At 64.4% G+C, this 12,202-nt stretch carries 13 protein-coding genes; 5 read left to right on the top strand and 8 right to left on the bottom strand.

Features of this window, described 5'->3' with window-relative positions:
• Positions 1-2 precede the first annotated feature (2 nt).
• From rho to hemE, 3 genes are all read right to left on the bottom strand, one after another.
• Positions 3-1,268: a transcription termination factor Rho gene (gene rho / locus FJ543_RS17450; protein WP_015314810.1), complete on the bottom strand. Its 1,266-nt coding sequence runs from the start codon at positions 1,266-1,268 to the stop codon at positions 3-5.
• Between the two features lie 165 nt (positions 1,269-1,433).
• Complete coding sequence (gene hemJ, locus FJ543_RS17445; protein ID WP_140719578.1) at positions 1,434-1,970, bottom strand: protoporphyrinogen oxidase HemJ; 537 nt, start codon at positions 1,968-1,970, stop codon at positions 1,434-1,436.
• A complete protein-coding gene (hemE, locus tag FJ543_RS17440; protein WP_140876114.1) occupies positions 1,970-3,001 on the bottom strand; it encodes a uroporphyrinogen decarboxylase in 1,032 nt (343 codons plus the stop codon). Before hemE ends, hemJ begins: the two co-directional genes overlap by 1 nt.
• A 404-nt stretch (positions 3,002-3,405) precedes the next feature.
• Between hemE and FJ543_RS17435 the strand changes: the two genes are divergently transcribed.
• The 5 genes from FJ543_RS17435 (at position 3,406) to dnaQ (ending at position 7,353) form a co-directional block, all read left to right on the top strand.
• A complete protein-coding gene (locus tag FJ543_RS17435; RefSeq protein WP_140719574.1) occupies positions 3,406-4,227 on the top strand; it encodes a pyruvate, water dikinase regulatory protein in 822 nt (273 codons plus the stop codon).
• 282 nt (positions 4,228-4,509) lie between these two features.
• A complete protein-coding gene (locus FJ543_RS17425; protein WP_140876112.1) occupies positions 4,510-5,109 on the top strand; it encodes a Maf-like protein in 600 nt (199 codons plus the stop codon).
• Positions 5,102-5,959: a shikimate dehydrogenase gene (locus FJ543_RS17420; RefSeq protein ID WP_140876111.1), complete on the top strand. Its 858-nt coding sequence runs from the start codon at positions 5,102-5,104 to the stop codon at positions 5,957-5,959. Before FJ543_RS17425 ends, FJ543_RS17420 begins: the two co-directional genes overlap by 8 nt.
• A complete protein-coding gene (gene coaE / locus FJ543_RS17415; protein WP_140876109.1) occupies positions 5,956-6,549 on the top strand; it encodes a dephospho-CoA kinase in 594 nt (197 codons plus the stop codon). The genes FJ543_RS17420 and coaE overlap by 4 nt, the downstream gene beginning before the upstream one ends.
• A 75-nt stretch (positions 6,550-6,624) precedes the next feature.
• Positions 6,625-7,353, top strand: coding sequence for a DNA polymerase III subunit epsilon (gene dnaQ, locus FJ543_RS17410; RefSeq protein WP_140660362.1), 729 nt, complete (start codon positions 6,625-6,627; stop codon positions 7,351-7,353).
• Between the two features lie 19 nt (positions 7,354-7,372).
• On the opposite strand, the gene FJ543_RS17405 is transcribed toward dnaQ, so the two are convergent.
• The 5 genes from FJ543_RS17405 to FJ543_RS17380 form a co-directional block, all read right to left on the bottom strand.
• Positions 7,373-8,323 (bottom strand): alpha/beta hydrolase, encoded by a 951-nt coding sequence (locus tag FJ543_RS17405; protein ID WP_140876107.1) that lies wholly within the window; start codon positions 8,321-8,323, stop codon positions 7,373-7,375.
• Between the two features lie 18 nt (positions 8,324-8,341).
• Complete coding sequence (locus tag FJ543_RS17400; RefSeq protein ID WP_140876106.1) at positions 8,342-9,022, bottom strand: isochorismatase family protein; 681 nt, start codon at positions 9,020-9,022, stop codon at positions 8,342-8,344.
• Positions 9,023-9,353: 331 nt separating this feature from the next.
• Positions 9,354-10,658, bottom strand: a complete 1,305-nt coding sequence (locus tag FJ543_RS17390) for a Xaa-Pro peptidase family protein (RefSeq protein WP_140876104.1) — start codon at positions 10,656-10,658, stop codon at positions 9,354-9,356.
• Between the two features lie 148 nt (positions 10,659-10,806).
• Positions 10,807-11,778: a GlxA family transcriptional regulator gene (locus FJ543_RS17385; RefSeq protein ID WP_140876102.1), complete on the bottom strand. Its 972-nt coding sequence runs from the start codon at positions 11,776-11,778 to the stop codon at positions 10,807-10,809.
• Positions 11,779-11,875: 97 nt separating this feature from the next.
• The gene (locus FJ543_RS17380; RefSeq protein ID WP_015314798.1) at positions 11,876-12,199 is read right to left on the bottom strand and encodes a low molecular weight protein tyrosine phosphatase family protein; all 324 of its coding nucleotides are present in this window, start codon (positions 12,197-12,199) and stop codon (positions 11,876-11,878) included.
• Between the last annotated feature and the right edge of the window lie 3 nt (positions 12,200-12,202).

Here is a 12,202-nt window from a genome sequence, read left to right as displayed (position 1 = left end):
GATTACGTGTTCATCGAATCGAAGAAATCGCCATTGGTCTTGGTCTGCTTCAGCTTGTCGATCAGGAACTCGATCGCGTCGGTGGTTCCCATCGGCGCCAGGATGCGGCGCAGCACGAAGATCTTCTGCAGGTCCTGGCGCGACACCAGCAGGTCTTCCTTGCGGGTGCCGGATTTGAGGATGTCGATGGCCGGATAGATGCGCTTGTCCGCCACCTTGCGGTCGAGCTGGATTTCGCAGTTGCCGGTGCCCTTGAACTCTTCGAAGATGACTTCGTCCATGCGGCTGCCGGTGTCGATCAGCGCGGTGGCGATGATGGTGAGCGAGCCGCCTTCCTCGATGTTGCGCGCGGCGCCGAAGAAACGCTTCGGGCGCTGCAGCGCATTGGCGTCGACACCACCGGTCAGCACCTTGCCGGAGGACGGCACGACGGTGTTGTAGGCGCGGCCCAGGCGAGTGATCGAATCCAGAAGGATCACCACATCGCGGCCGTGCTCGACCAGCCGCTTGGCCTTCTCGATGACCATTTCGGCGACCTGGACGTGGCGCACCGCCGGCTCGTCGAAGGTCGAGGAGATGACTTCGCCTTTGACCGAACGCTGCATATCGGTGACTTCCTCGGGCCGCTCGTCGATCAGCAGCACGATCAGGTAGCATTCCGGATGATTGGCGGTGATCGAGTGCGCGATGTTCTGCAACAGCACCGTCTTGCCGGTGCGCGGCTGTGCGTTGATCAGCGCGCGCTGGCCCTTGCCGATCGGCGCCACCAGGTCGATGACGCGAGGCGAGATGTCCTTGCCGGGCGGATTGTCGACCTCCATCTTCAGCCGCGAGGTCGGGTAGAGCGGCGTCAGATTGTCGAAGTGGATCTTGTGGCGGATCTTCTCGGGATCGTCGAAATTGATCGTGTTGACCTTGAGCAGCGCGAAATAGCGCTCGCCCTCCTTCGGGCTGCGGATCGGCCCTTCGACCGTATCGCCGGTCTTCAGCGAAAAGCGCCGGATCTGCGACGGCGAGATGTAGATGTCGTCGGGACCTGGCAGATAATTGGCATTGGCGGAGCGCAGGAAGCCGAAACCGTCCTGCAGCACCTCGACCACGCCGTCACCGATGATCTCGATGTCCTGGGCGGCGAGCTTCTTCAGGATCGCGAACATCAGTTCCTGCTTGCGCATGACGCTGGCGTTCTCGACCTCGAGCGATTCGGCATAAGCGATCAGCTCTGGCGGCTTCTTGTTCTTGAACTCGGTGAGTTTCATTTCTTGCATTAGACGGACTCTGGGTAGGCTTTGGGGGAAAGATCGGCGGGATGCGACAAATGCCGGGCGCGGCCGAAAGCAATGACGGGCGGCGCATGACGGGAAGGAAGACCCGTCTTGTATCGTCGGTCGGCTGAAAGAGCAAGCCGCCTTTTGAGCGGGTCCGATGAAGCCTCAGAAGGGCTTCACGACGACCAGGATCACGATTGCGATCATCAGCAATGTGGGGATCTCATTGACGATCCGCCAGTGCCTTGCCGGCTTTTCGTTGCGGTCCTCGGCGAATTTGCGCACCGCGCCGGCCAGATAGCCGTGAATGCCCGACAAAATCAGCACCAGGCCGATCTTGGCATGCAACCAGCCGCCCTGGAACGCAAAGATCTTCCAGGCCAGCCACAGCCCGAACACCCAGGTGAGGATCATCGCCGGATTGATGATGCCGCGCAGCAGGCGCCGCTCCATCACTTTGAAAGTCTCCGACTGCACGGAGCCTTTCTGCGCATCGACGTGATAGACGAACAGCCGCGGCAGATAAAGCATCCCGGCCATCCAGGAGATGACGGCGAGGATATGGATCGCCTTTGCCCAGGGGTAGAAGCTTTCCGGCGCGAAGAAAAACAAAAGCGCGGTGAGAACGATCAGGACAGCGATGCCAACGACCATGCGCTTCATCGCCTGGCCGGTGCTGTTGGTGTTATCTCTGTCAGCCATCAGCGTGCCGCGCTCCGAACCTGTTTCACCATCGCCTCGACATGCGCCACCGGCGTCTCCGGCGTGATGCCGTGGCCGAGATTGAAGACCAGCGGCCCATTCCCCAGCGCCTGGAGGATCGCCTCGACGCCATCGGCCAACGCTTGCCCGCCGGCGACCAGCCGCAAGGGATCGAGATTGCCCTGGACGGCGCCTTGCCGCTGCAACGCCTTCGCGGCCTCCAGCGGCACCGTCCAGTCGATGCCCAGTCCCGTCACGCCGGTCTTCTCGCGATAGCTCTGGTAGCGGGCGCCGGCGCCCTTGGGAAAACCGATGATCGGCACATCGGGATGGACCGCCCGAACCTGCCTGACGATCTCGGCCACCGGCTCGACGCAGAAGCGTTCGAACGAGGCATCGTCGAGCACCCCCGACCAGGAATCGAAAATCTGCACGACATCCGCCCCGGCCTCGATCTGCCGGATCAGATAGGACGCCGAATGGTCGGCGAGCACTTTCAGCAGCTGCCGAAACGCCGCCGGCGCGCGGTAGGCGAACAGCCGCGCCGGTGCCTGGTCCGGGGTGCCGTGGCCGGCGATCATATAGGTCGCCACCGTCCACGGCGCGCCGCAAAAGCCGATCAGCGTCGTCTCGTCGGGCAATTTCGCCCGCAGCCGGCGAAGCGTCTCGTAGACCGGTTCGAGATTCACGTGAAACACATCGCTTTCCAGCGCCGGAATCTCGGCCGCCGAAATCGGCGTCAGCAGCGGCCCACGCCCTTCCTCGAAGCGCACGTCGCGACCAAGCGCATGGGGAACGACAAGGATGTCCGAAAACACGATCGAAGCGTCGAAGCCAAAGCGCTCGATCGGCTGCAGCGTCACTTCCACGGCAAGCTCGGGATCGTAGCAGAGATCAAGGAACGAGCCGGCCCGTCTTCGCGTCTCACGATATTCCGGCAGATAGCGCCCGGCCTGTCGCATCATCCAGAGCGGAGGAGGAAACACCGCCTCGCCTTTCAGCACATCCAGCATGATCCGTCTTGCAGGCATCGAGCGCTCGCCTCTCCCGGCTTCCTCTTAATCAAATATCTTATTTTTAAAGAGTCTTCTGATTCTAAGAGTCTGTTGGTTGTGGTGGTTGTCACCTGTCCCGCTTTGGCCACCAAAACGCCAGCAAGCATATTGTCGCGCACTCCCGATCGCGGCTGGCAGGGTTCTGGGGACAATCAGGAATCCGCCACTGGAGTCAATGCGCTAGGTCAGATGCTCTCGAGACCTGCCCTGTGGACGAGCAAAAGGCAAAATGCTTCGTCCACGGACTTGTCCCCAGCCGCCAGGAGAAGCTGACAGCGCACCGAATTGTGGACAAACCGGCATCTGATACAGTCGCCTCCGGCCGGCCCGTCGGCCCGTCCGATCTTATCCACATCCGCCCACAGCCCCAGGTGATCCCTGTGAACAAACCCCAGAGCTTCTTCCACCTGCATCTGATTTCCGATGCCACGGGCGAAACCCTGCTCGCCGCCGGCCGCGCGGCTTCAGCGCAATACAAGGATGCACGCGCCATCGAGCACATCTACCCGCTCATCCGCACCGAAAAGCAGATAGCCAAGGTCTTCGAGGACATAGAGGAGGAGCCGGGCATCATCCTTTACACGGTGGTCGACCAGAAGCTGGCACGCGGCATCGACGAACGCTGCGCGGCCATGGGCCTGCCCTGCGTGTCCGTGCTGGAGCCGGTGCTGACGGTCTTCCAGTCCTATTTGGGGACGCCGGCCGGCCGCCGCGTCGGCGCCCAGCATGTTCTCGACGCCGAATATTTCCGGCGCATCGATGCGCTCAACTTCACCATGGACCATGATGACGGCCAGCTGCCGGCAAACATGGATGACGCCGATGTCGTGCTGATCGGCATATCGCGCACCTCGAAGACGCCGACCAGCATCTATCTCGCCAACCGCGGCATCAAGACCGCCAACATACCGATCGTGCTCGGCGTGCCGGTGCCAGAAAGCCTGATCAACGCCAGGGCGCCGCTGGTCGTCGGGCTGATCGCCACCGCCGAGCGCATCTCGCATGTGCGCCAGAACCGCATCCTCGGCAATTCGAGCACCTATGTGCCAACCGAGTATGTCGACCGCGCCGCCATCAACGAGGAACTCGCCTATGCCCGCCAGATCTGCACCCGCCACGGCTGGCCGATGATCGACGTAAGCCGCCGCTCGATCGAGGAAACGGCGGCGGCGATCGTTGCCCTGCGGGGGAAGACGCGATAGATCAGCCAAGAGGTTTTCCGAGGCTTGCCGCGGAAGGTTAGCGCCGCCCCTCACCTGCCTGCCGGCATCCTCTCCCCGTATAGAGACGGGGAGAGGGGGCCTGTCATCGATGGCTTCGCCAATCACCAGCGTGGCCGAAAAGAGGGCCCGCGTTGAAGCTGCCCTTTCTCCCCGTCTCTATACGGGGAGAAATGTCCGGCAGGACAATGAGGGGCGGCGCTAACTTTACAAAGTAAAACAGCTCACACTCCAACCGCGCCTGTGTCTGCGCCCGAGTGCAAAATGACAGAAAAAATCATCCTCGCTTCAGGCAGCCCGTTCCGCAAGGCGATGCTGGTCGATGCCGGTGTCGACATCGAGGCGGTTCCCGCGACGCTGGACGAGCGGGCGCTCGAGGCGCCGTTGCAGGACAGCGGCGCCTCGCCCGAGGACGTCGCCCTGGTGCTCGCCGAAGCCAAGGCCACCGAAGTCAGCGAGCGCCGGCCCGGGGCACTGGTGCTTGGCTGCGACCAGACGCTGTCCTTGGGTGACGAGGTCTTCCACAAGCCGGCCGACATGGAGGGCGCGCGCCGCCATCTCCTGGCGTTGTCGGGCAAGACCCATCAGCTCAACAGCGCCGCCGTTCTGGTGCGCGACGGCAAGGTGCTGTGGGGCCATGTCGGCATCGCCTCGATGACCATGCGCAAGCTCGACCCCGCCTTCATCGGCCGGCATCTGGCCCGGGTCGGCGTCAAGGCATTGTCGAGTGTCGGCGCCTACCAGGTCGAGGGCGAAGGCATCCAGCTGTTCGAAAAAATCGAAGGCGACCATTTTACCATTGTCGGCCTGCCGCTGCTGCCGTTGCTGGCGGAGCTGCGCGCACTGGGAGCCATCGATGGCTGAAACCCCGAAAAAGGCCTTCGTCACCGGCCACCCCATAAAACATTCGCGCTCGCCGAAGATCCACGGTCACTGGCTGGCCAAGCACGGCATTGACGGCACTTATCAGGCGATCGATGTCGCGCCCGAAAACTTCGCCGAATTCCTGGCGACGCTGCAGGCAAACGGTTATCGTGGCGGCAACGTCACCATCCCGCACAAGGAGGCGGCTTTTGCCGGGGTCGCGCGCCGCGACCATGCGGCCGACGAGATCGGCGCCGTCAACACGCTCTGGTTCGAGGACGGCACTTTGTGGGGCGGCAACACCGACGGCCATGGCTTTGCCGCCAATCTCGACGACCACGCTCCGGGCTGGGCGGCCAACGGCCCGGCCGTGGTGCTGGGTGCCGGGGGGGCCGCCCGTGCCGTCATCCATGCGCTGAAGGCGCGCGGCCTCCGTGATATCCGCATCGTCAATCGCACGCTCGCCCGGGCAATCGAATTGCGCGACCGCTTTGGCGCCGGGGTGTCCGCGCATCCCCTGGCGGCGACCGGCGAATTGCTGCGCGACGCCGGCCTGCTGGTCAACACCACGGCGCTGGGCATGCAGGGCAACGGGGATCTGGCCGCCGACCCCAGGGGTCTGCCCGCCCACGCCGTGGTCAACGACATCGTCTATGTGCCGCTCGAGACCCCACTGCTCGCTGCCGCGCGGGCACGGGGGCTGAAGACGGTCGACGGGCTCGGCATGCTGCTCAACCAGGCGGTGCCCGGCTTCGAACGCTGGTTCGGCGTCAGGCCGAAGGTGACGGCTGAACTGCGCGCACTCATCGTTGCCGATCTGGTGCCCAAATCCCGAGTGCCGAAATCATGATCGTGCTCGGCCTCACCGGCTCGATCGGCATGGGCAAGTCGACCACGGCCAGGATGTTCGCCGAGGCAGGCGTTCCGGTGCATGATTCCGACGAGACGGTGCACCGCCTCTATGCCGGCAAGGCGGCCCCGCTGGTCGAGGCCGCCTTTCCCGGCACCACGGTTGGCGGAAGCGTCGACCGCGCAAAACTCGGCGCTCGCGTGCTCGGCGATGCCGCGGCGCTGAAAAAACTCGAAGCCATCATCCACCCGCTGGTCCGTGCCGATGCCGATGCCTTCCTGGCCAGGCATCGTGAAGCGGGCGAATCGCTCGTGGTCCTCGACATCCCGCTGCTGTTCGAAACCGGCGGCCGTGGCCGCGTCGACAAGGTCGTCGTGGTGACGGCGCCGGCCGAAGTCCAGCGCCAGCGCGTGCTGGCGCGGCCCGGCATGAGCGAGGAAAAACTGGCGTCGATTCTGGCGAGGCAGGTGCCGGATGCCGAAAAGCGCCGGCTGGCCGATTTCGTCATCGACACCGGCGAGGGGCTGGCCGCCGCGCGTGCGGCGGTTGCTTCGATTGTTGCCGAAATCAAGGATAAGTCGGGCTGCTGACGGCAGGCCGTCAGCATTGCCCATTGCCATTTTGTTCCGGTCTGGCGATTCTGCTCCCAGGAGCGACCTGATTCGATGCGTGAGATCATTTTCGATACGGAAACCACCGGCCTCGATTCGCGTGACGACCGCGTGATCGAGCTTGGCGGCGTCGAGCTGGTCAATCGCTTTCCGACCGGCAGGACCTTCCATCATTATATCAACCCGCAAGGCCGCGCGATCCATGCCGAGGCGCAGTCCGTGCACGGCATCAGCGCGGCCGATCTCGCGGGCAAGCCGAGCTTCGCCGAAATTGCCGAGGAATGGCTGAAATTCACGGAAGGCGCCAAGCTGGTCGCCCACAACGCCACCTTCGATATCGGCTTCCTCAATGTCGAATTCGGGCGGCTCGGCCACCCGCCTGTCGATAACGGGCTTGTCGTCGACACGCTGGCCCTGGCGCGCCGCAAGCACCCGATGGGACCCAATTCGCTCGACGCGCTGTGCCGGCGCTACGGCATCGACAATACCAAGCGCACCAAGCACGGCGCCCTGCTCGATTCCGAATTGCTGGCAGAAGTCTATATCGAGCTGATCGGCGGCAAGCAGGCCGCATTGATCCTCGACAGCGCCACCGCGCCGGCCCAGGGCGGCAACAATGTCAGGCATATCGAGATCATCGTTGCCGAGCGTCCGGCGCCGCTGCTGCCCCGCCTGACCGAAGCGGAGCGCGCGGCGCACGCTGCCATGGTCGCGACGCTCGGCGAAAAGGCGCTGTGGCTGAAAACCTCCCCCCAGGAAGCAGCCCAGGCGCTGTCCTCATAAAGCCGTCCGAGGAGTGGTCTCAGTAGGGCCATTCCCCCCGGCCCAGCGCGGCAACGGCCGCGATGATGCGTGCAAAAGCCTCCGCCGCGGCCGGCACGGTCGTGCGGGCGCGCAGGAAACTGTGCACGAGGCGGGGCTCCTCGTGCCACCAGGCCTTGCCGCCGGCCTCCAGGATATGGTCGCGATAGACTTCGCCGTCCGACGACAGCGGATCGCATTCGGCCGTGATGATCACCGTTGGCGGCAGGTCGGAAAAGTCGCGGTCGCGCAGCGGCGAGAAGGTCGGATCGCCGGGCGATTGCTTCCGGGCTGAGCGGACGTCGCGGTAGAAGGCGGCGTCGCTTGTCGACAGCAGCGGCGCATCGGCGTGTTCCACGTAGGAGCCGATCGCCTCGTTGCCGCCGAGGTCGGGATAGATCAGCACCTGGCCGATCGCGGCGCGCGGATGGCGACGCGTGGCCTGTGCCACCGCCGCCGCCAGATTGCCGCCCGCGCTTTCACCGCAGAGCACGAGCGGCGGCTCGCTGGTCGCCGCCGCCCATTCCAAAGCCACCAGCGCATCGTCGAAGGCGGCGGGGTGGAGATGCTCGGGCGCCAGCCGGTAATCGACCGACACAACGTCGAAGCCGGTGCCGGCACAGATTTCGGCGCAGATGTCGTCATGGCTTTCGAGCCCGCCGAGGATGAAACCGCCGCCGTGGAAATAGAGCACTGTCGCACGCGGTGTGGAGCCGGCGAGCCGGTAACGGCGAACCGGGACATCATGGTTCGAAGCGCCGACCAGGCTGTCGGTGGCCTTGACCCCGGGCGGTCGGCCCTGGTGGAAGGCCCGGCACATCCTGGCATAGACCGCGCGCTGCTTGTCGATCGGCAGGCCGGCAATCTCCGGCGGGTACCAGGCGTTGACGCTGTCGATATAGGCCCAGAGCGCCGGGTCGAGCCATGGTCCGTATTTGCCGCGGCTGGTCATTTCAATCCGAGGGGTACGTCAAAGCTCGGCATACAGACGGGCGGCGTTTTCAAAAGTGAAGCGCAGGGGTACCGAGCCTTCGACCTGCCAGACGGTGACCGGCTCGCCGGCCAGCAGCCGGCAGGCGCCGTCGGTGTCGGTAACCGCGCCGCCATAGAGCCGGTTGGCAAGGTTGAGGATGCCGGTCTGGTGCATGGCCGCGCTGCCGCTGCCGCAGGCATCCTTGACCAAAAGCACGCGAAAGCCCCTTGCCACGGCATCCCTGACCGACGCGTCGATGCAGGCCTCGGTCCACACGCCAGCCATGACGAGCCATTCGATGCCGGAAGCCTTGAGCCGGTCGCCAGCCGGACCGGAGCGGAAGGCGCTGGCCTCGGCCTTGATCAGCAGCGCCTCGCCATTCGCCGGCGCCACCTCGTGGCAGATTTCGGTCAGCGGATCGCTCTTGTCGGAAAAGGCCGACTTGCCGTCTTCGCCGACCGGATGAAAGGGCCGGTCCTGGCTGTCGAGATCGACGATATAGGCCCAGTGATGAAGCGGCACATGGTTTTGACGCGCCGCCGCCTGCAGGCGCTGGACGTTGGCGAGGATCTTTTCATAGCCCTCGACGAGGTAGCGCTTGTCCCGCCGGTGCTCTTCCTGCAGGTCGATGAACACAGCGGCCACCGTGTCGGGGCGGATGGAAATGGGGGCTTTCATGCGGATAGGGTCCGGGCCAACACGGTTCCTTTCAGCGCGCTGGCGCAGGCCCTGGCGATTGGCCGGCGCCTCCCCACCTTCGTCATCCACGGGCGGAGCAGGAGCGAAGCTCCGTCGCGGAGACCCGAGGATCCATGCCGTGACGTTGATCGACTGGTGCAACGGAGCAGAATTCGGACCATTGCTGCGCTTCTGTGTCGCGGAGCGGATCCTAGGGTCTGCGCCGCGTCGCTTCGCTCCTTGCTCCGCCCTAGGATGACGAAGCGAGAGGCGTGGCGGCTAATCTCGAATGCTGGCAGTACCGCGTGTAGGCCAGCGGCGGAGACCACCATCAAATCTCTTTCTCCAGAAACTCATCCTCATACGGAAAGCGCGACAGAAGCTCGGTGCCGGTCTCGGTGATCAGGATTTCGTCCTCCAGCTTGACGCCCTCGCGGCCGCCCTTCTCGCCAATATAACTTTCCACGCTCACCACCATGCCTGGCACGATATGGCCGTCACGGCCATAGGTCTCGTAATCCATGGCATGCGCGATGAACGGTGTCTCGCCATGCATGCCGACGCCGTGCATGACCGAGGTGTAGCGCTGGTCGACGAAGCGGTCCGGAATTTTCCACGCCTTCTCGGCGATCTCGCGGAACGCCATGCCGGGCTTCACGATCGAAATATTGTGCTGAACCTGATCGTGCGCCATGCGGTAGAGCGATTTCTGATAAGGCGTCGGTCTGCCCGGCCCGCAGCGGAAGGTGCGCGAAAAATCCGAATAATAACCGTAACAGCCGATCGTGTCGGTATCGAGCGCCAGCAATTCGCCGGGCCTGATCTTGCGGCCGCTGGCCTCGTTGAACCAGGGATTGGTGCGCTGGCCCGAGGTCAGTAGCCGCGTCTCGATGAATTCGCCGCCCTGGCGGATGACCTCGCCATACATGATGGCGAACAGATCGTTTTCGGAAACGCCGGGCTTGATCGCCTCGCGCACCGCATAGACGGCCGCTTCCGCGCCGGCCATCGATACCTGCAGGCATTTGACTTCCTCCGGCGTCTTGACGGCGCGCACCGCCAGGATCTCGCCCTGGCAATCGCGGACCTCGCAGCCGCGCTTCTCCAGCGCCAGCGCCTGCAGATGGCTGCACCGGTCGAGCCCCAGCTTCATCGAGCCGCCGCCATGCTGCTTCAGCAGTTCGGCGATCTCGTCGGCGAAGGGACCGGCGGTCTCGTCGTCGCGGCCCGAGACCGACGACCAGACGAGCTTGGAAGGACGCGCCTCGTCGATCGTGTCGAGCACCATGGAGACATGGTAGCTCTGCGGATATTCGAACAGCACGATCGGACCGTCGGTCGGAATGAAGAAATAACGGGTCGAGTTGCGCAGGAAATAGCCGAACATGTTGCGTGAGCCGGTGGCATAGCGCTGGTTGTAGGGGTCGAACAAAACGACGCCGCCATAGCCGGCCTCGCGCATCCAGCCGCGCAGTTTGTTGAGCCGGCCTTTGCGCAGGGCATCGGCATCGATGAAGGACGGCTCGGTGTCCGACAGCCACATGCCGCCGGCCGGATCGGCCGCCGCCGGGTGGCGCATGCGGTCCTTGAAGTCAACGTCCTCGGTGCTGTCGGGGTCGAAAACGACGATGCTCATGGTGTCTGGCCTTTGGCTGGGTGTAGGGCCAGAGCATGGCGCAGGAGGATCGGGGCAATTGTGCGGAAAACCGCGTGGGTTGTGCGGGATACCGCTGCACGACAGAGGGGGCGCTGTCCCGCCAACGCCTCCCGCGTCAACGCTCGCCCTAATGCCTTCTCGCCATCTTCGGCGCATGGCCATGCTCCTCTCGAAAAGCCCGGGCAAAGCTCGACATCGAGGCAAAGCCGCAGGCCAGCGCCACGTCTCGCACGGCAAGCGTCGAATGCGCCAGCAGGTCGGCGGCGCGTTTCAGCCTGAGCCGTCGGTAATAGCCATTGGGCGAGATGGCGAGTTCGGAGCGGAAGGAGCGCTCGAGCTTGTCGGAGGAAACGCCGAGCTTCGCCGTCAGCTCGGCCATGCCGAGCTTCTCCTCCACCGCGTCTTCCATGATGGCAATGGCCGACAGCACCAGCTCGTTCTGCACGCCGGTGCGCAGGCGCAGCGGCATCAGCTTGCGGTCGACGCTCGAGCGCAATTGGCTGTGCACGAACCATTCGGCGACGCCCGCGGCAAGCTCGGCGCCGTAGTCGCGGGTGACGATCTCCAGCATCATGTCGAGGCTGCCGACGCCGCCGGCCGAGGTAAAACGCTTGCGGTCGATGACGTAGAGATCGCGGCGCAGCTCGATGTTGGGGAACGCCTCGGTGAAGGCGGCCTGGCTGGTCCAGTGCAAGGTGCAGGCATGGCCGTCGAGCAGGCCCGCGCGGGCGAGGAAGAACGCCGCGTCCGCGACCGCGCCGATATGAGCGCCGGCGCGCAGGCTGCGGCGGATCCAGCTCGCGGCGTCCTCGGCGACGAGATGGTCGGCGTCGCCGCCCGAGCAGACCACGATGCGGTCGACCTTGGGCGCTGCCTCGGCGTAAAAGCCTGGCTGGATGACGACGCCGTTCGAGGCCTCGACCGTCCCTTGGGTCGCCCCGACGATGATCCAGCGGTAGCATTCCCGCTTCGCCAGTATGTTGGCGGCGCGCAGTGGCTCGATGACGGAACTGAACGCCATCATCGGAAAGCCGGGGAACACCAGCACCGCGAAGGTGAGCGGGGCGTCCGTGGGTTTGGGTGGTTCGCGTGTGGCCATGACGTCCGGAGCCGGGAGGATCGGGGGCTACAATTCGGGCAGATGGGCTTCGGGGTCAACGGTGTTCGGCCAAAGGCGAAGGGGCGAACGCAAGCGCTCAGTCCAGATACCGGGACACGCGCGCCTTCAGAAGCGCGATCAGCTCCGGGTCCATGAATTCATAATCGTCGGGGATATCGAGGCAGATCACCTTGGCCGCCTTCAGGCTGGCCTTGAATTGCTTCCGCAGTTTCGTCCGGTGGGTTTTCTCCATGACAAAGATGATGTCCGCCCAGCCGACGAGCTCGTGCGTCAGCGGCGTGTCGGCGTCATGATTGGTGCCAGCCGAGGCGACTTCGATGTCGCGCCGCGTGGAAAACACCTGTTCGGCGGTCGGGCTGCGCAAGCGGTTCTGGCTGCAGACGAAGAGGACGTTTTTCAAGGT

Origin of the sequence: Mesorhizobium sp. B2-5-7 (genome assembly GCF_006440875.1) — a bacterium.
Lineage (GTDB): Bacteria > Pseudomonadota > Alphaproteobacteria > Rhizobiales > Rhizobiaceae > Mesorhizobium > Mesorhizobium australicum.
This window is presented reverse-complemented; position numbering and strand designations above follow the sequence as displayed.